At 66.8% G+C, this 17,836-nt stretch carries 13 protein-coding genes and 1 pseudogene; 7 read left to right on the plus strand and 7 right to left on the minus strand.

Annotation, left to right across the window (positions count from 1 at the left end):
• Window positions 1-374 precede the first annotated feature (374 nt).
• The gene (locus ACFY04_RS37015) at window positions 375-1,577 is read right to left on the minus strand and encodes a galactose oxidase-like domain-containing protein (RefSeq protein ID WP_389124071.1); all 1,203 of its coding nucleotides are present in this window, start codon (window positions 1,575-1,577) and stop codon (window positions 375-377) included.
• A gap of 8 nt (window positions 1,578-1,585) precedes the next feature.
• Complete coding sequence (locus ACFY04_RS37020; protein WP_389124074.1) at window positions 1,586-2,353, minus strand: hypothetical protein; 768 nt, start codon at window positions 2,351-2,353, stop codon at window positions 1,586-1,588.
• Window positions 2,354-2,686: 333 nt separating this feature from the next.
• Here ACFY04_RS37020 and ACFY04_RS37025 point away from each other — a divergent pair, with 333 nt between their 5' ends.
• The 3 genes and pseudogenes from ACFY04_RS37025 (at window position 2,687) to ACFY04_RS37035 (ending at window position 6,330) form a co-directional block, all read left to right on the plus strand.
• Window positions 2,687-4,951 carry a Dyp-type peroxidase gene (locus tag ACFY04_RS37025; RefSeq protein ID WP_389124077.1) on the plus strand — a complete coding sequence of 755 codons (2,265 nt, stop codon included), beginning with the start codon at window positions 2,687-2,689 and terminating at the stop codon, window positions 4,949-4,951.
• A gap of 203 nt (window positions 4,952-5,154) precedes the next feature.
• Window positions 5,155-5,874 (plus strand): annotated as a pseudogene (locus ACFY04_RS37030) (ISAzo13 family transposase); the annotation flags it as partial.
• Between the two features lie 99 nt (window positions 5,875-5,973).
• The gene (locus ACFY04_RS37035; protein WP_389124209.1) at window positions 5,974-6,330 is read left to right on the plus strand and encodes a transposase family protein; all 357 of its coding nucleotides are present in this window, start codon (window positions 5,974-5,976) and stop codon (window positions 6,328-6,330) included.
• Between the two features lie 14 nt (window positions 6,331-6,344).
• Here ACFY04_RS37035 and ACFY04_RS37040 read toward each other — a convergent pair whose 3' ends face one another.
• Together ACFY04_RS37040 and ACFY04_RS37045 are read right to left on the minus strand one after the other, a co-directional pair.
• On the minus strand, window positions 6,345-6,986 hold the full coding sequence (locus ACFY04_RS37040) for a hypothetical protein (protein ID WP_389124080.1): 642 nt from the start codon (window positions 6,984-6,986) through the stop codon (window positions 6,345-6,347).
• 7 nt (window positions 6,987-6,993) lie between these two features.
• Window positions 6,994-8,883, minus strand: a complete 1,890-nt coding sequence (locus ACFY04_RS37045) for a serine/threonine-protein kinase (protein WP_389124083.1) — start codon at window positions 8,881-8,883, stop codon at window positions 6,994-6,996.
• A gap of 208 nt (window positions 8,884-9,091) precedes the next feature.
• Here ACFY04_RS37045 and ACFY04_RS37050 point away from each other — a divergent pair, with 208 nt between their 5' ends.
• From ACFY04_RS37050 to ACFY04_RS37065, 4 genes are all read left to right on the plus strand, one after another.
• Window positions 9,092-9,997, plus strand: a complete 906-nt coding sequence (locus ACFY04_RS37050; protein ID WP_389124086.1) for a class I SAM-dependent methyltransferase — start codon at window positions 9,092-9,094, stop codon at window positions 9,995-9,997.
• Window positions 9,998-10,064: 67 nt separating this feature from the next.
• Complete coding sequence (locus tag ACFY04_RS37055; protein ID WP_389124088.1) at window positions 10,065-10,592, plus strand: response regulator; 528 nt, start codon at window positions 10,065-10,067, stop codon at window positions 10,590-10,592.
• Window positions 10,589-12,397 carry an ATP-binding protein gene (locus ACFY04_RS37060; RefSeq protein WP_389124091.1) on the plus strand — a complete coding sequence of 603 codons (1,809 nt, stop codon included), beginning with the start codon at window positions 10,589-10,591 and terminating at the stop codon, window positions 12,395-12,397. The genes ACFY04_RS37055 and ACFY04_RS37060 overlap by 4 nt, the downstream gene beginning before the upstream one ends.
• A gap of 26 nt (window positions 12,398-12,423) precedes the next feature.
• Complete coding sequence (locus ACFY04_RS37065) at window positions 12,424-12,855, plus strand: hypothetical protein (protein WP_389124093.1); 432 nt, start codon at window positions 12,424-12,426, stop codon at window positions 12,853-12,855.
• A gap of 322 nt (window positions 12,856-13,177) precedes the next feature.
• On the opposite strand, the gene ACFY04_RS37070 is transcribed toward ACFY04_RS37065, so the two are convergent.
• The 3 genes from ACFY04_RS37070 to ACFY04_RS37080 all read right to left on the minus strand — a co-directional run bounded on the left by ACFY04_RS37070 (window position 13,178) and on the right by ACFY04_RS37080 (window position 17,760).
• Complete coding sequence (locus ACFY04_RS37070; protein ID WP_389124096.1) at window positions 13,178-13,417, minus strand: hypothetical protein; 240 nt, start codon at window positions 13,415-13,417, stop codon at window positions 13,178-13,180.
• Between the two features lie 857 nt (window positions 13,418-14,274).
• Window positions 14,275-15,324, minus strand: coding sequence for a GRAS family protein (locus tag ACFY04_RS37075; protein WP_389124099.1), 1,050 nt, complete (start codon window positions 15,322-15,324; stop codon window positions 14,275-14,277).
• A 432-nt stretch (window positions 15,325-15,756) separates the two neighbouring features.
• Window positions 15,757-17,760 carry a hypothetical protein gene (locus ACFY04_RS37080; protein WP_389124102.1) on the minus strand — a complete coding sequence of 668 codons (2,004 nt, stop codon included), beginning with the start codon at window positions 17,758-17,760 and terminating at the stop codon, window positions 15,757-15,759.
• Window positions 17,761-17,836: the final 76 nt, after the last annotated feature.

The raw sequence follows: 17,836 nt of genomic DNA on the forward strand, positions 1-17,836 counted from the left end.
GGACGACCCCGGCGCAGAAGCCAATCGGTCCCGTCAACCACCGGACGGCCCAGGTCAGTTCGGCGGATCCGGATGCCTCGGGCCGCATGGTGCCCAGTTCGCCGCGGGCCTGTGCCCTGCCGGTACCCTGCGTCGTGCCGCCGCCGATCAGCTGCGACATGCATGGATGCAGGTCCCTCCAGGTAGCCGCGCCTCCCATGCAGCCGACGCCGCCGTGCTCGCGCTCAGCCCGCCCGCAGCCGCTCGCTCGGGGCGCGGCCGCCGTCGTCGGCGTCCCGGCGCACGACGTCCACTGTGCGCGGGCTTGTCCGCATTGAGCCCCCAGCCGTGTCCCGTGACCAGGCTGGGGGCTCGTCCCGGAGCGCCGACGGGTGTCAGTCGCCGGGCTTCACCTTGGTGGCGGTGGCACCCGTGGCGGCGGTCGTCGGGGGCTTGAGCTGGATCCAGCCCGCCTTGCTCGGTGCGCCTTCCTCGTTGAGGAGGAAGAGCATGTAGTGACCGGGTGGGGCCGCGGCGGCGGTCGGTGGGGCCTGGAGCTCCAGGAAGTTGCCGCTGCGGCTCTTGATGCGCAGTTCGAGGTGACGCTGGCTGGTGTTGATCGAGTGGGTTGCGGTGGTCGGGGCCAGTAGGACGGCGCGGGTGACGTCGTTGGGCGTGCTGGTGCTGACCGTGATCTTCTCGTTGTAGGCGACGCTGGGGTTGAAGATCAGGCCGAGCGCGGGGCGGCTGCCCTGGTGGAGATAGGCGGGCTCGTAGATCTCGATGCTGCCGTTGTTGTTGTCGGTGATGTCGGGGTCGTTGGCGAGCTGCTGGAGCTCGTCGCCCGTGACCATGACTCGGCCGTCCGGGAGGACCACGGCGTTGGAGTGGTAGCCGCGCGGAAGCCGCTGCACGGGGCCGAGCTTCCAGTCGCCGTTCTCGTCGCGCAGTTCGACCTGGCGGTACTTGAGGTCGGCGTTGGGGTTGTACGGTCCGTTGCCGTAGTCGCGGATGTCGAAGGCACCGTTGACGGTGAGCAGGTTGCCGTCGGGCAGGAGCAGGGTGTCGTCCTGGGTGCGGCCGAAGGCGCGGGGCTTCTCGGTGTTCCACTTGCCGCCGGCCAGACGGTAGGTGTTCGGGTCGTTGCGGTCGCCGCCGAGGACCAGGACCGAGTCGGGGCCTCTGAAGCCGGCCGGCAGGGGGACGGCGGAGCCGTAGTTGCGCCTCCACTCCCCGCCGTCCGGGCCCGGCTTGCCCTTGTTGATGTCCGGGCGGTTCGGCAGGTCGGTCTTGGTGTCGGCGGCGGTGTCGAAGAGCCATTGCTGGTCCACGGAGCGGCCGAGTCCGTAGATCTTCCCGTCGCGCAGCGAGAACAGCTGCGGATAGTCCCACTTGAAGGGGGCTTCGGTCTTGAGCTGGTCCACTCCCCAGCCGATCGGCTTGACCGACTTCTCGAAGGGCACCTGGTGGGTCGCAGCGGGGAAGCGCTCGACGACGGGGGTGGGGGTGCCCCAGCCGAGCTCCGACTGACCGGACATGATCACCTGGCGTCCGTCGGCGCCGGTGACCACGCTCGGGTACCACCGGCCGACGGACATGTCCTTGTTCAGGTACCACTCCTCCGCCCACGGTCGAAGACCAGGGACAGCTTGGCGCCGCTGCCTCCGTTGCCGCCGAGGTTGCCGCCGAAGACGCCGAGCATGCCGTTGGGCAGGTAGGAGTGGCCAGCGCAGAAGAACGGGGCCGGGCGGGGTTCGTTCTTGCCGTCGGGCATGTTGATGACCGGCGGCTTCTTCTCGGTGAACGCGCCGGCGCCGGTCCCCTTGGCGGGGTCCCAGATCCAGGCACGGCCGGCGTTCTCCTTGCCGATGGTCTGGGTGGGGGCGGGCTCATTCTGCGGGTTGGTCTCGATCCGCTCGAAGGAGAACAGCAGGACCTTGCCGGTGGGCAGCAGCGCGACGTGGGCCGCGAAGTCCGGGGACTGGAAGTACTCCTGGAACCGTCCGAACTCGGCCGCGTCGAAGGACGCGTTGGCCTTCTCCTGGGAGGCGGTCAGCGCCTTGAGCCGCTCCGTACGGGTGGTCTGCGGGTACTCGCCGACGCCGGCCATGGCCATCCGGGTGCGGGCGTGCTCCTCGGCGTGTTCCCTGCCGAGCGTCGCAGCCTCCTCCGGGTCGACGGTGACCGGTGCGCTCGCCGCCCGGGAGGCGGGGCCGTACGGGACGGCATCGCCCTCGTCTCCGTGACCGGTGTGGGCGAGTACGGGGCCTGCCGACGCCAGGGCCATGGATACGGCCATCGCGGTGGCGGCGCAGACCGAGATCGCCGTGGCGAGCCTCCGGCGGGCGGGTAGGCGCGGATTGCTGCGGGACATGGGACTCCTTGCTGGCGAGAGGAAGGCGCAGCGGCCCCGGCTGGGGGACACGTCGGCTGACACGGGCTGCACCAGGACTGCCACATGTTCACGCACAGTGACGATCTTCAGTGTTGAGGCGCGCCGGTCGGCTGTCACTCCGAGACGTGCAGGCGGGTGACTCCGACCAACCCAAAGGTTTCTACACGCCTTCTACCAGCACATTCGAGGCGTAAACGGGTGGCGGTCGGCGCAATCGGCCAGTCGGTCGGCGGGAGGGCACGGGAGTGCCGCATACGTTGTTGATTACTCTGCGCAGCGTCGGCGTGGAGGTGTCGATCTTCTAGGGAGAGCATGGTGGACGATCTCAAGCTGCGTGAGAGCGACGACATCCAGGGCGATGTGATCGCCGGCTTCAAGAAGGACCAGATGACCCTGCTGTTCCTCAAGTTCGAGGATGCAGCGCGGGCGCGCACCTGGGTCAAGGCGCTGGAACCGCAGATTTCCACGACGAGGCAGGTGGCGACCTTCAATGCCGCCTTCAGCAAGGCCAGGAAGGCCTCGGCCGGCGACGACCCGAAGGCGCTGAAGGCCACCTGGATCAACGTCAGTTTCACCTGCGCGGGCCTGCGGGAGCTGACCGGAAAGGACCCGCTGCCCTCCGTCGGGCCCGGCAGCGGTCTGGAGGCCTTCAAGCAGGGCTCGGACAAGCGGGCACTCGGGGACACCGGCGACAGCTCGCCGGAGATGTGGCTCTTCGGCAACGGCAAGGGCCAGGTCGTCCACGCCGTGCTCACCGTCGCCTCGGACACCGTCCAGGACCTCCAGGCGACGGTCAGACAGCAGCGCGAGGCGTGCGCCGCGGCCAAGATCGTGATCGTGTTCCAGCAGGACGCCGCCACCCTGTCCGGCAGCCGGAGGGGGAAGGAGCACTTCGGCTTCAAGGACGGCGTCAGCGAGCCCGGTGTCATCGGCTTCGACGAGCCGGACCCCGTCAAGCCCGAGTACGTCAAGGGCCATCACGGCACCCGGCTGATCCCGCCCGGCGAGTTCGTCGTCGGGCACGACCGGGTCGGCGGCGTGCCGCACGAGACGCCCGACTGGGCTGACAACGGCAGCTTCCAGGTGGTGCGCCGGCTCGGCCAGGACGTCCCCGGCTTCTGGTTCCAGGTCGCCGGACAGCTGAAGGCGCTCAAGCAGGCCAAGGTGGTGCCGCCCGAGGCCACCACGGAGTGGCTGGCCGCCCGGCTCGTCGGCCGGTGGCGGTCCGGCACCCCCGTCGCCACGTGCCCGAATGCCGACCGGCCCTCCAGCGCGCTGGCCGGGGAGGACAACGACTTCGGCTACCGCAACGACCCCGAGGGCTTCATCACCCCGCTCTTCTCGCACCTGCGCAAGACCAACCCCCGGGACGGCCTGCAGGAGAAGCCCGGTGATCCGCCGTTCGACGAGAATCCGGTGATGGACCGCCGCCGGATCATCCGCCGCGGCGCCCCGTACGGCGCGCCCTTCGACCCCGCCTCGGAGGGCCCCGGAGGGCCCGACGAGAAGCGCGGCCTGCTCTTCGTCTGCTACCAGTCGGACCTTGTGCAGCAGTTCGAGTTCATCCAGAAGGCATGGATCGACAGCCCGGACTTCCCACCCAACCGGACCAACAAGCCCGGCCCCGACGGAATGGTCGGCGCCGCCGGCAAGCTCAGTTACGAGACCCCCGGCAAGACCACGCAGCTGAGCCTGAGCCAGTTCGTCTTCACCGAGGGGTCCGTCTACGCCTTCGCTCCCTCGCTGACCCTGCTACGGCTGCTCGGTGACGGCCGGCTCACCGACAAGCCGCCCACCGCAGTCCGGCCGACCGACGCCTTCCTGCCCATCCCCGACATGCAACGGGACAAGGGCAAGAGCTGGTACTGGGCGTATGGGGCGGGCAGTGACGGCGCTGTCTGCCGAACCGTCTCCATCGCCGGCGGGGACGAGCACACGGACGTCATCGAGCGCCCCGACCGGCCGCTGACCATGTGGCCGTGCTACATCGGAGTGACGAAGGTCGACGCGGTCCTGCCCGTCCCGGACGAACAGCGGATCAATGGCCGCAGCCGGTTCTGGCTGTTCCACACCGTCGAGGGCCGGCAGGTCTACCGGCGGATCTGGATCGCCGACGGTGCCGAGTCCGGACTCCCTCCCGAGCAGGCGGCCGGGACCGACCTGCCGGACCGTTCGCTCTCCGCTTGGGCCTCGTTCAGCGGCATCGAAAGGGTGGACGCCTTCCTGCCGGTGCCCGACATGCAGCAGGTGAACGGCAAGAGCCGCTACTGGGTCTTCCACACCCTCATGGGTCGTCAGGTCTACCGGCTCATCTCGGTCGCCGACGGCAGGATGCACCAGGACGCCCTCGAGCGCGGCGACCGAGGGCTCGACCTGTGGCGATCACTGACCGGGATCACACGGGTCGACGAATTCCTCGCGGTCCCGGACATGCAGCGGATCAACGGCATGAGTCTGTTCTGGGTGTTCCACCAGGACCAGTACCGGATCATCGTGATCCGCGACGGCCACGGCCACGAGGACCAGATCACGGTCGAGGACCGGCCCCTGACCATGTGGACGTCCCTGACGGGCTGACGGGTGCCCTGCCCTTGGCCCTCGGGAGCGGCCGCTGGACCATGGCCGCACCCCGCGACGGCCGCCACCGCGGGCGGCCAGAAGCGGGTGCGGTCGCGGCGTGTTCCGGCCAGGTAGTCGCGCCGTGGCTGTCGACCAGTTCCTCCCCACGAGCGCATGGCGGCCGCGCCGAACCGCCGCACCGGCCGCTGATGGCGAACGGTCCCGACCGGGATGCCCAGTTCCACTACGTCAACGACCGGGCCAAGGAGCATATGGGCGCCAGCGACCCGGTGATCAGCGTGGACACCAAGAAGAAGGAACTGGTCGGCCTCTACGAGAACGGTGGCCGTGAGTGGGAGCCGAAGGGAGCTCCGGCCCAGGTCAAGACCCATGACTTCCTGGACCGGCAGGGACCCGGCAAGGCGATCCCATACGGGATCTGCGACGTCGCCGCGAACACCGGCTGGGTCAGCGTCGGCACCGACCACGACACGGCAGCCTTCGCCGTTGCCTCGATCCGCCGCTGGTGACAAGCCCGTGGCAGTCACGACCACCCTCAGGCCGCCCGGCTGCTGATCACCGCGGACGCGGGCGGCTCCAACGGATACCGCACCCGCGCCTGGACTTGCCACCCTGGCCGCCGAGACGGGCTTGGAGATCACGGTCTGCCACATGCCTCCGGGCACCTCGAAGTGGAACAAGATCGAGCACCGGCTGTTCTCCCACATCTCCATGAGCTGGCGCGGCAAGCCACTGACCAGCCACGACGTCATCGTGAACAGCATCAAGGCGACCACTACCCACACTGGCTGAGAGTCCACGCGGAACTCGACCCGGGCACCTACGACACCGGCATCAAGGTCACCGACACAGACATCGACGCTCTACCCCTGCACCGCCACCGCTTCCACGGCGACTGGAACTACACCCTCCATCCACGACACGGCGACACGGCCAGCGCGACCGAGGACCCGCGGTCAGCCGAGGGCCTGCCGCCTCGGTCCCGCGCCAGCGGTCTGCCCAATCCGGAACTGACCGGCATGACTGGACCGGCACTGGACGAACTCGTCGACCAGCTGTCTCAGAAACTCGATGAGCTACGCGAACACGGGCGGTCACAGCAGCGAGGAGGAGACCGTATCCGGGGTCGCGGAGCCGGCGCCAAGGACAAGCTGACCACCGTTCTCTACCTGCGCAAACTCGGAACCCGAGACCTGATCGCGCAGCTCTTCGGCGTCAACGGCAGCACCATCACCAGGGCCGTTCACCAAATCCAGCCCCTCCTCGCCGACCACGGCTACACCGTTCGACCCTCGACAGCCAGGTTCCGCACACCCACCGACGTCACCGCGTTCCTCACGAACAGCAACCCCACAGAGATCAAGTCAGCATGCTGATTCTCTGCGAGCCCTTACTGGCAGGTGTAGGTGAAGGTGGCCTCGGCGCGGGCGGGGTTCGGCGACAGCACCTCGAGCACAGCGGTGGCTTTCATGGAGCCGGGCCCGCTGAAGGTCCAGCGGAGCGCAACCTCGGTCAGCCGTGCTCCCGGGACGATGCGCTGCTGCACCGGGCTGGTGACTGCGCCGTCGCTGCGGCGCCAGCGGTAGCTCACCGTTCCGCCTTCCCCGTTGCTGCGGATCGTCGCCAGCACTGTTACGACGGTGTTGCAGCCAGCCGCCGAGGAGCTGGGACGTACGGTGACTCCCGTCACCGACAGCGGATCGCCGTACTGCTGCCGGACCAGGAGAAGCACAGCCGCGAGCGCGGCCCCCGCCACGACAAGCCGACGCAGGAGGGCGCCGCGCCTACGTCGGGCACCGGCGGTGTACGGCGCACCCGAAGGCTCGGGGACGGTGCCGTGCCACACCTCCGTGAGGTTTCCCAGGCCGCCGGACGGAGGAACGTTGGGCGCAGGCGCGGTGGAGTGCACGTCCTCGGAGGAAGGCATGCCCCAGACCGCATGGTCCATGAGGGTGGCGCTGGTCGCCTCGTCGGTCGGGTGCGAGCGGGGGAGGAAGACGGTCAGCTCTTCGTCGTACGTTCTGTGTTCCATGGTCGGCTCAGAGGACCGGGCTGCAGTCATCGGCGTAGAGCACCTTGTAGGTGCTGTTGCCCGTCGCTGCGGCCGGGTTGCTCGACACCTGGACACCCCAGTACAGGTACCGATCGCCGGATCCGAACGCGTGGGCGTACGTGCTGCTGAACGAGGTCTGCCCGGCAGGGATGGTGATTCTGTCTGTCGCCACGGTCGGGCCCAGTCCCCGGGTGTTGCTGTGGAACCAGGTGAGGATCAGTGTTCCGGTGGAGGCGCCGTCGGTTTTCACGGATACGACCGCCTGGGTGCCATACCTTCCGGAGCAGCCGTACTGGGAAAGGGACACGGCCAGCACCCGCACGGTGGGGGACACGGGGGGCGGTGCAACGGGCGGCGTCCCAGGGGCCGCGTTTGTCGTGGAGGGCACTGGCTGCGCTGCGGGTTCCGTGGAAGCCGGTCCTGCACCCGGAGTGGACGACGAACCCCCAGGCGCCGTGGAAGTCTCCGTGCCGGTGCCGGGGCCGGGGCCGGCGCCGGGGCCGGGGCCAGCAGCAGTCCCCGACTGCCCAGTATTGGGGGCGACGGTGGAGCTGGGCCCCGTGGTCTGGGTGCCGGCCGGGGAGCCCTGCATGCCGGGTGAGACGGTCGAGTCGGCGGCGTCGGGGGCGTCGGCGAAGTGCGGGGCGGAGCCTGTGACGCCGGCCTCCGCGTCTTCCTCCTCAGCGATCGCGGACAGCGTGAGGGCCCCGGTGAGCAGAAGGGCGGCAGACGCGGCGACGACGGTCAACTTGCGTCGGCCGACAACGCCGCCTCGGGATCGCGGCCGACCGGATGCCGCCACTGAGGCATGTGGCTTTGCTGTTCCTGTGGTTGTCGTGGCGAGGGTGGTGTCCGCGAAGGCCGTCGTTGCGGTCACGGCGTCGTTCGGAGAGGGCACCAGCATCGGCAGGAGTGCGAGGAGCGCGGCCATCCTGCGCTGCCCACGCACCTCCCAGTCCTCCCCGTACGCGCTGAGCGCCAGCGCTTCCAGCTCTCGGACGAACGCGGCAGCACTCGGCGGTCGTTCCGCTGCCCGTTTGGCCATGCCGCGGCGGATCAGCGGCCGCAAAGCCTCGGGAACTCTGTCGTCGGGTATGGGCGCCTCGATGTGCTGTACCGCCAGTTCGACAGCCGTGGTGCCCGGGTACGGCTTGGAGCCGACGAGGCACTCGAAGAAGACGGCCGTCGCGGCGTAGACATCGGTGACGGGGGCGACGGGGCGTCCGGTCCACTGCTCGGGAGCCATATAGGGCGGGGTGCCGGCGATGTCGGAGGCATCCCCGCTGGCCACCGCGATCCCGAAGTCCACCAGCTTGGAACAGCCGTCAAGGTCGACCAGGACGTTCTCCGGCTTGTAGTCCCGGTGCACCAGTCCCGCCTCGTGAGCTGCGGCGAGGCCGAGCAACGATCCCTTGAGCACGGTGAGGGCCGCCTCGGGACCCGTGGAACCCTCCTGGCGCAGCAGCGTCCTGAGTGAGACGCCGTCCACCAACTCCATGACGATCGCAGCGCCTTCGGGCTGCTCAACGTATTCGTCGATTCGTACCACGTACGGCGACCGCAAGCCCATCAACAGACGGGCCTCGGCACGGAAGGCCGTGCGTGCGCCGTGGGTCAGATACTTGATCGCCACTGGGGTACCGGAAGCCTCGTCCAGAGCTTCGACGACCCTCCCGCAGGCGCCGGCGCCCAATTCCCTGCCATGGATGTAACCGGGAACCTCCCACTGTCGATCTGCGCTTGTGTCCCCGTTGTTCATCAGTGCCCTCGCATGCATCGTTGCCGTGCGGCGCCCGGGAGCATGCCTCCCGCCGCACCGGCAGCCGGCTGGCCAGCTGCTGCGGCCAGTCAACCGGTCAGCTGCGTCGAGGCGCATGAGCAACTGCTACTCACCCGAAGGATCTTGGAAGCCCGCGCCTGCTCCGCGTCCCCGAACCGCCACTCGCACGCATCGGGGCAACCCACTCAAGCCACGACTACACCGAAGCCCTGGGCTCCATGTGAGCAGCCATTACTCTTGATGGCCTTCATCTGCCAGACGATGCTCTCCAAAAGGCACTGGAGATGGAAGAAGGCAGAGGCCCATGAAGGAAATGTCAGACCTGCCCGAACTGGATCTATCGGGTAGGCGCCTCAATGCCATCCTTGAGGACGAGGACAACCCCTGGCTGACGCTCGGCATCATGGACAGAATTGAGGATCCCGCGCTTCTGTATGAATGGGGCAGGATGCTGGACCTCCAGACCCGACTGCTAGGCCCGAGGGAAGTCGAGTGGCTACGCGCCAAGGGCTTCGGTCGTGACTGTGCCGACATTGTCGAACCTGGTAGCGGTGACGGCCGCTACGGGTCCTTCCTCGCGCGGAACTTCCCCGACGCCCGCATTCACGGTCTGGAGGCCAACGGTAATCTGGTCCGTCGTTTCGACACCGGCCGATGTCCGGAGAACTACGCCATCGACATCTGCAGGGTGGGCAACGATCCGCTGCCTGTAGAACTCTCGGCTGGTTTCGATCAGTGCTTCCTGCGCTTCGTCCTCCAGCATGTCTCTGATCCGCGCCCACTGCTCAAAGCGGTCCACGACGCGCTGCCGCAGGGGGGCAAGCTCTACATCATAGAAGAAGACCATTCCTTCTTCACCACCGAGCCCTACTGGCTGCCCTATTCCCTGGCCACCGATGCATGGTCTCGGGTCTACACAGCCGGAGGCAGCGACGGCGCCATGGGGCGCAAACTTCCCGCAGTCGTCGCTGAGGCGGGCTTCGATGTAACCGATTTCGACGTCGTTCTACGCAACAACGTGGAGATGGGCAACGACTTCATCGACCTGTTCACCCAGGCCGCTCGGGTACTGCACCACACCAGTCCCGATCTGCTGACCGTCAAGGAACTCAGCAGTATCCAGGACGAGTTCCGGTTGGACCAGGACCGCCACGGTACGTCGTTCGTCGCGACGTACCCACAGATTCTCCTGTGTGCCACTAAGCGCTGACCGTCGCGATTCGAAAGGTAGTTCCTTGCGTACCAGCCCCGAGATCGTGACTCCGCAGATTCCTTCTGTGGTTCTGATTGTTGACGACGAGGAGGACGTCCACCGGATCACCAGAATCTCCCTGCGGTCGCTGTCCCACCGCGGAAGCCGCGTGAGGCTGGTTTCGGCCCGCTCCGCCGCCGAGGCGCGGCACTGCATGCGAGACAACCCGGATGTTGCGGTGGTCCTCCTCGACGTCGTCATGGAATCAGATCACTCGGGCCTGGACGTGAGCAGGTTCATCCGAGAGCAGCTCGGCAACACCTTCGTGCGCATTCTCCTGCGTACGGGACAGCCTGGCAGTGCCCCTGAGGAGACAGTGGTACAGGACTACGAGATCGACGGCTACCTGCCCAAGGCGGAACTGACCTCAAGTCGTCTGATCACCATGGTCCGTACCGCCCTCAAGGCATACGACGAGCTGGTCGACCTGGAGTCGCGACGCCGCTGCCTGGAGACGGTTCACGAGAGTGTGCGCGAGTTGAACACGGATTCCACCTGGGTGAACTTCCGTATGGAGGACGCCGGCACGTTCGAGGACCAGACCCGGTGTTGAGCGGCGACGAGCACAGGACGCCGCCCCCACGGGATAACGCATGGCGGGTCCTGGTCGCCGACGACGACCCCGACGTCCATTCCGTCACCCGGCTGGTGCTGAAGAACAAGCTCTGGCGAAACCAGGCTTTCGAGCTGACCAGCGTTTACAGTCAGGCCGAGGCCGAGAGCCTGCTGGCCGGCGGAGTCTCCTATCACGTTGCGCTTGTCGACGTTGTCATGGAGAAGCAGGACTCCGGACTGGAACTGTGCCGCACGATTCGATCGACGTGCCCGCGTTCCACACGCATCATCCTGCGTACCGGCCAATCAGGTTCCGTCCCGGAGGAGACGGTTCTCAACGAGTACGACATCGACTACTACATGCACAAGTTGGACATGGATCCGGCCAAGCTCTTCTCCGTCGTACGGGCCTGTCTGCGCAGCTCGCAAGACATCTCGACGCTCCTGGCTTACGGCAGACAACTCCAAAGTTTCACAAAAGCACTTCAGCGTGTCAGCGTCGCGGACGACCTCAAGGTCTTCATGGGTGAAGCCCTGCAATTCTTGGAGCTGAAGCACAACTGCACTACCGTTTTCAACTACGACCTGTATGCCGAGTCGGACGCTGTCATCGGCACAGGGAAGTCGCTCCAGCTGGATCTTCAACGCCCCCGCTTTCACGCCGCACTGCGTGCTGCCCACGAGCAACGACTGGAGTTGATGCGTGAACGCCCAGGCCCACTGCTGGGTCTGGAGGATTGCCACTTCGTGATCGTCTTCGAGGCGCGGGAAGAGGACGGGGGAATGGATCGAAACCCCCGATCGGCTGCGGCGGCAGCGGGCGACACCGTTGTGCCCCCCGCGCTGGGCGGCCTGGTGTTCGTCACCAACGCCGAGACGATCTCAGACAGCGCCCGACGCGACCTGGTTGCTGACGCCCGGCTCTTTATCGAGAACTGGTGTATCGCCTACTCCACGTTGCGTCTTCGCGAGCGGCTGGCCCAGGAGCAGATGTTGCGCGAGCAGATGTACCACGACCGCCTGGCGAGTATCGCGGCCATGGTGACCGGCGTCGCACATGAGTTGAATACCCCACTTGGCGTAGCCCGTACGGCCGGCTCTGTCATCGGAGACCTGACCGCAGAGTTTCTGTCTTCAGTCGTTTCGGACGGTTCTTCTGCGAGGCGTGAGGAGGAACTGGTATCGGACCTGACGGAGTCGGTCCGGCTGATGAGCAAAAACCTGGACCGCGCCCACAGGCTCATCCAGAGCTTCCGCTCGTTGTCGACCTCCCAGATGTCTGACCAACGCGTCGAGACCGATCTCAAGACAATCATCGACGACTGTGTGGAGACCATCGGGCCAGAGCTGAAAAAGAGCCACGTCAGTGTGACGGTTACGGTTGCGCCTGCTGAGGACCTTCGATGGATGGGCTATCCCGGGCACCTGAGCCAGGTCGTCGTCAACCTCCTTCAAAATGCCATCCGTTATGCATATGAGCCCGGCGAGGGCGGAACGGTGACCATCGATATCAGCCGCCGCCCCAGCAACAGCGGTTTCCGAGTAATTTTTGCAGACCAGGGCCGCGGCGTAAGCGAAGAGATCAGGCCGCGCATGTTCGAGCCCTTTGTGACGTCAGGGCGGGAAATTGGCGGCACGGGGCTTGGACTAGCAATAATCCGCAACATCATGGCCGATATTCTGGGCGGCTCGATCATTTGCGACACCGCTCCAGGCAAGGGCACCAGATTCACCATCGATTTCCCACTCGTGTGCGAGGACAAGCCCAGCGGTGCCGCGCCCGATGCTTTCTCCCTGGCGTGATCACATCGAAAGGAATACTGGCCTTCATGCCTATACCCGCAGAGTCCGTCGAAGCGACCCACCAGAAGGTGACGATGGTCCATGCCATGATGCTCGTCTGCTTCATCGATGGACCCATGGCATCGCAGCAGATTGCGTTGATTGAGTCGTATGCAAAAGGCCTGCCTGAGTTCCATGGGCGGGACTTCCGGCAGTACTATCAGGCTGCCAAGGCCAAGGCCACCGAAGCCCGTGGCAGTCTGGACCGGGCCGTCGCTTCCGTCGACGCCATTGAATCCAAGGAACTGCGGCGCAAGACTTTCCACTGCTGCCTCGAGCTGGCACACGCAGCCGGGAAGGCGAGTAGCGCGCAGGAGAGCCTGTTGACCGCCATCCAGCACACCCTCAAAATCGAGACCGAACTCGCTCGCACGATGCAGGAGATCATCGCGGCGAAGTTCGACCACACGATTTTGTGAGAGGGGCGATGTCATCATTGCCCACGGCCAGGCCTTTGCGATCGGCACCCCGATCGGACTCGCGACGCGTTACATCCAGCTCGACCGCGTCCGCACCGTCACGCCGCAGCAAGCTGTTTGGCTGCTGCTCAGAGGAGACTCCCCACGTGGGATCGTTCCGGGACCTTCTGACCAGGTGGGCAAGGTCCGGGTCGGCAAGCAGGGGAAGGACCAGCAGGAGGCGGGCGGTTGTGTCCTGGACGCCTTCGGCCGCGGTGGAAGGGATGTCAGCGATGCGGACCAGTTCGTGCCACGTCAGCCCAATCTCCGAGAAGTCTCCTTCTCAGGTGGCGATCTGCTGGGCGTAGCTCCTGTCTGGATGGGCGAGGAGATGGTCGGTGCCGTCGTCGCCGACCAGGTTGCGGTAGATCACCACAGCTCCGGGACCGCCTTCGGTCGGCACCCGGAACGCCGGCGAGTGTTCGGGATCGAGCAGGACCTCGGACACGGCATCGGCATCGGCGCCGTCATCGCCGAACCACTCCGGAGCCGGCCGCTCGGTACATGCCCCGTCACTGCACATCGCCAGAAGGTAGTTCGACCAGAAGCCCAGGCGGGCCAGCGCGGGAACGGTGTTCCCAGAGGGCCCGCGTGCAGCGGCTCGAGATCACTTCTCTGGAACCTAAGGAGACCATCACTCGAGGTCGGGGCGCGGGGAGACGATCGAATCCGGGGCGAAGGCGTACAACTCGGCCCGGCACGCGTATGAGCCGGTGGTCCAGTCCGCATGCGGAACAGGTCGGGGCGCGGCGCCGAAGCGGGGAGGGTGGGGGGAGGTGGACGGGCCCTTCCACGGTTTGCCGACCTCGGCGCAGACCACGCGAAGCCAGTGTGCGCCGACGGCTGCTGACAGGGTCCGGCCCCGGTACCCTCACACCCGGCGGCTGGCAGGCCGACTTGGTCGGCGGCGTGCTGCTGCTTGGGCGGCCAATGTCCGGTCGACGGTTGCAGGGGCGGGGGCTTCGAACACGGCGGTCGACGCCGCTCATGGCCAGATGACCTCCTATGCGGAGATGGCCGTACGGACCGCGACCGGACGAGCCGCGGTCGATGCGGACGGTGACAAGCCGCGCCCCGCAGGCCTCGACCTCCTGATAGTCATCGACGCGGGGCCTTGGACCCGCAGTTCATCGTCGCGAACGCCAACCATCCCAACCACGCGGTACAGACCGCGAGTTGCACGCTGCCTTGCAGCGACGCAACGCCCGCCGCCCGCCGCCCGCCACCCCGACGTCCTGGCCTAGGTGGCGAGGGATCGTTGGAACTGGTCATCCTGCTGGGATGACCTGACTCTTCGCCACCACCGGCGGTGAGCCAGAACCGTTTGTTGTACGCACCCCGTCTCGGCTGGCCATGCCGCCGTGACGGGACGGCTGCTGGTCAGCGGGCGGGCTCGGCCACGATCACGGCGGCGACGGAGGTTTGCTGGTAGGCCAGTTCGAGGTGGGTGGGATGGGCGATGGTCGTAAACCCCGCCAACTGGTCGGCAGGGGGCTGGGGCTGGGGCACGGGGGCGAAACCGCAGGCGGTCAGACGGTTGAGCCAGGTGCGCGTCGGTTCGTGCCGTTCGTAGCGGGTGGTCTCGCAGGTGGCGCCCACGACATTCTCTATCTCGCGGCCGAAAAACCGCTTCATCTCGTTCTTCTCCTCGCTGGTGGCGCTGGTGACGTCGATCGCGGAGAAGACCGTGCCGTAGTGGTGCCAAGCGTTGGCCAGCCTGACCCGCAGCGGGACGAGGTGGTGATTGCTGTCGGCTTCACACAGCGCCAGCGCGGCCGGCTCCAGCGCGCGCAGTCGCCGCAAGAGTGCGGCGCGTGCGTCCTGTTCACCTGCGTGGTTCAGCATGTGGTGGAGCGCGAAGGAGGCCGTGACGAGCAGAGGGCGGGGCAAATGTTCGATCATCGCCCACACGCTCTCGTCCATGTCTTCGCTTGCGGCGAGAATCTGACGGTAGTCGACCCGCGTTCCGGCAGGGACTTCCGGTCCGCTCATGGCCCGGCCGGCGGCCTCGAGGCTCCGCGCGGCAACATCGACACCGACGACGGTCACTTGCTTCAGCCCTGCGCGGGTCACCAGGTCCAGCTCCTGACGGCCCTGACCGATTCCGAGGGCGAGAACGGTGGCCTCCTGCTGGTCCACGCAGTATTGGAGCAGCGCGTCGTTTGCCAGTGTTCCCGCCCGCAGGAAAGGCAGGTGCTGGTACATCAGGTAGAACAGGTCAATCTGGGGCGTGCCCTCGGCACGCAGGTAGAGATTGGCGTGCTGGTCCCGGCCGAGGCGGGCGGCCAATCCGGAGAGGAAGTAGTCGCTCAGGCCTGGGCTGTCCTTGGAAGGTTCGCCTGCCATGTCCAAGTACGTCGCAAGCGCCTCGAGTTCGCCGGATTCGGCCGCGACTGCGGCCTTCTTGAGAAGTGAATACACGTCGCTCATGTCGTGACACCGAAACCTATATCGATCAGTATTTCGCTCACTGTTCCTCCAAGTCATCTGTGAACACGGGCAGGGAGGCAACATACGAGCCGAAGGAGGCGGCAGGACGGCTGGCTGAACCTCTCATCCTTCAGGGCTTGACTTCCGCGTGTCGCGTAGATCGGCCGTGCCCGTTTGCCCGTTTGCCCGTTTGCGGCAGGTCATGCCGTCATCGACACGCGTCCGAAGCTCAGCGGTCGGGTCCCCTCGCCATAACGCATACAACCGGCACACCGCAGGGATCACCGACCGTTACCACCCGATGCCAGGCCGGAAGCCTCAGTCCTGGTTTCCTCGCAACAGTGCCCGGACTTCGACAACTCCGGAGATGGGGTTGCGCCCTGTCCGAGGCCAAGGCCCGGGTCTGCGGCATCCTCGAAGGGCTCGACGTGGTCAGAAGGGGGCGACGGATTGCGCGAGCGCGTCGAGGGCGGCCTGTGGCCGGATATTCGTGCCGGCCAGGCCGGGAAATCCGCCCCATGCCAGGCAGCCCCGCAGGTGTTCGACGAACGGGACGGTCCCACCGCGCCCGCGGTGAAGCTCCACGTCCGCGAAGGGTCCGGGGAGACGAACGGTGTCGACCGGCTCCGGCTGCGCGTCGCGGGGGTTCGCCTTGAACGACGGACCAGGACTGATCGTCAGGTCCAGGGGCGCATTCATGCCAACCCGTTCCCTCTCCTCGTGGGCCCACCTCTCCGCCTCGGCGACAGCCTCTTCGAGGGGAAGGACGACGAGGGGATCGAAGTGCGAGAGGTACATGAACGGGTACTTCTCCGGGACGTCGACGATCTCGTTCCTCTTCGGCTTCGGGCCGTGCTTCTTCGGGTCATGGCGGAACCTGTCCTCACTGCCCGACAGATCCACGGAGCCGACCACGAGATAGAAGGCGCGCAGCGAGAGCGGCAGGCGTCCGCCGCCCGTGAGCCTCTCCAACCTCTTCACGGACCGGAGTGCGTCGAGCGGGGGCGGGACGAGGGCGCGCGCCTTCTTGTGGAAGGGGTACGCCTCGGCGCGCAGCGTTTCGACGACAGCCTCCAAGCCGCACCGCACCCGCTCCATCGTCTCCATCGCGACGCCCTCGGCCTGCACGGCGAGCGCCTTCGGTGGTCTCCGGTCAAGTGCGGCCAGTTCCTCCCACACCCGCTCGTGCTCGCCGGCGCGGTAGCGCTCGATGAGACAGCCCGCAGGTGGCTTCACCGTGCTCCTGGCCGCCGCCTTCCGCTTGCGCTTCTTCACGCGCGCCGCGGCCTGGTCCACGATCCCGGGGTCGAGCTGGTCGAGGAGTGCTCGCGCCGTCGCGCCGAGCTCGCGGTCTTGCGCGGCCATCAGGGATCGTTCGATCCAGCGCGGCTCGGCCGCCGCCTGCGCGGGCGTGAGCTTTTCGAGTACGGTCCCGGCGGACTCGCTCCGGTTGTCGCCGGAACGGAGCACCCGCTCCTCGAACAGGGGCGCCAGGACGTCAAAGGCGCGCGAGGGACTGGCGCGCAGCAGCGCATCGATCGCGATCGTCTGGCGATCGTGACGGTCGTACTCGTTGATCGGAACGCCCTCCAGCGACAGGGGCGAGGCTGCGGCCTCGAGGGCTTCCGGCGTCCCGATCTCGAGCAGACTCTCCCCAGCGGTGGTGAGGAATCGCCGTTGCCGAGTGAACAGCTCGCGCAACGCGGGAACAGCAGGTGTGTAGCGGGTCTCGGCCAAGCGATGTGCGAGCCATTGCGCGAGGCCTCCGTCGTGGCCGTCCACCGTGGAGAACAAGCGTGTCTTCAGGAGCGCGTTGAGCAGCCCCGCGCCATCTCGAAGCGCTGGATGCTCGCTGAAGAGGCCTGCGCTCTCGGCTTGGTCGAAGCGGAGCTCGCCGGCGCTCACGCAGGCGATGAGGGCAGCGACCGGTATGTCCGCGATCTTGCTCTTCGGGATCTCGCCGGGAGCCAGTGACCGGCGACGGAGCATGTCGAGGAGGATCTCAGGTGGCGCCGAGCAGAGGTCTCGCTTGATGATCTTCTCGGCGCGCCCCCGCATCACGAGTTCGAACGGGACGCGGTTGTGTCCGAAGGTGAAACCGTCGAGATCGATCCGCATCACTTCCAACGCAAAGGACATCGCTGCGGCGGGCGCGACCGCGGCGAGGACCTCGACGGCTGCGCTCAGGGCATCGGGGCTGCCGTTCGTGAGCGCCGCCGTGAACGCCTCGCCCGTCGGGTAGCGCCGGACCAGAGGGCAGACACCGCCCGTCCAGAGGCGACCGGCGTAGGTTTCGCCGACGTTGACACCCGTGCACGCTGCGGCCGCATGCAGTTCGGCAGGGTCGTGCGCGCTGAGCGCCTGGACGATACGGGAGTTGACGTCATCGATCAGGCTCGTCGGATCGACGTGCGCCGATTCGGGATCCACGGGCATGACCTGATTCCTTTCCTGCCGAGCCTCACCCGGCCATGTCCTGACGATCCACCCGATCCACCCGGTCCGGTGGCCG

This window comes from Streptomyces sp. NPDC001549 (assembly GCF_042894025.1).
GTDB classification, from domain to species: domain Bacteria; phylum Actinomycetota; class Actinomycetes; order Streptomycetales; family Streptomycetaceae; genus Streptomyces; species Streptomyces kutzneri.

What these genes read in the sequence shown, in the direction of transcription:
- ACFY04_RS37025 (WP_389124077.1), top strand. Translation starts at nt 2,687, where the DNA reads ATGGTGGACGATCTCAAGCTGCGTGAGAGCGACGACATCCAGGGCGAT.
- ACFY04_RS37080 (WP_389124102.1), bottom strand. Translation starts at nt 17,760, where the DNA reads ATGCCCGTGGATCCCGAATCGGCGCACGTCGATCCGACGAGCCTGATC.
- ACFY04_RS37075 (WP_389124099.1), bottom strand. Translation starts at nt 15,324, where the DNA reads ATGAGCGACGTGTATTCACTTCTCAAGAAGGCCGCAGTCGCGGCCGAA.
- ACFY04_RS37045 (WP_389124083.1), bottom strand. Translation starts at nt 8,883, where the DNA reads ATGCGCCTCGACGCAGCTGACCGGTTGACTGGCCGCAGCAGCTGGCCA.
- ACFY04_RS37015 (WP_389124071.1), bottom strand. Translation starts at nt 1,577, where the DNA reads ATGTCCGTCGGCCGGTGGTACCCGAGCGTGGTCACCGGCGCCGACGGA.
- ACFY04_RS37070 (WP_389124096.1), bottom strand. Translation starts at nt 13,417, where the DNA reads ATGTGCAGTGACGGGGCATGTACCGAGCGGCCGGCTCCGGAGTGGTTC.
- ACFY04_RS37065 (WP_389124093.1), top strand. Translation starts at nt 12,424, where the DNA reads ATGCCTATACCCGCAGAGTCCGTCGAAGCGACCCACCAGAAGGTGACG.
- ACFY04_RS37050 (WP_389124086.1), top strand. Translation starts at nt 9,092, where the DNA reads ATGAAGGAAATGTCAGACCTGCCCGAACTGGATCTATCGGGTAGGCGC.
- ACFY04_RS37040 (WP_389124080.1), bottom strand. Translation starts at nt 6,986, where the DNA reads ATGGAACACAGAACGTACGACGAAGAGCTGACCGTCTTCCTCCCCCGC.
- ACFY04_RS37020 (WP_389124074.1), bottom strand. Translation starts at nt 2,353, where the DNA reads ATGTCCCGCAGCAATCCGCGCCTACCCGCCCGCCGGAGGCTCGCCACG.
- ACFY04_RS37035 (WP_389124209.1), top strand. Translation starts at nt 5,974, where the DNA reads ATGACTGGACCGGCACTGGACGAACTCGTCGACCAGCTGTCTCAGAAA.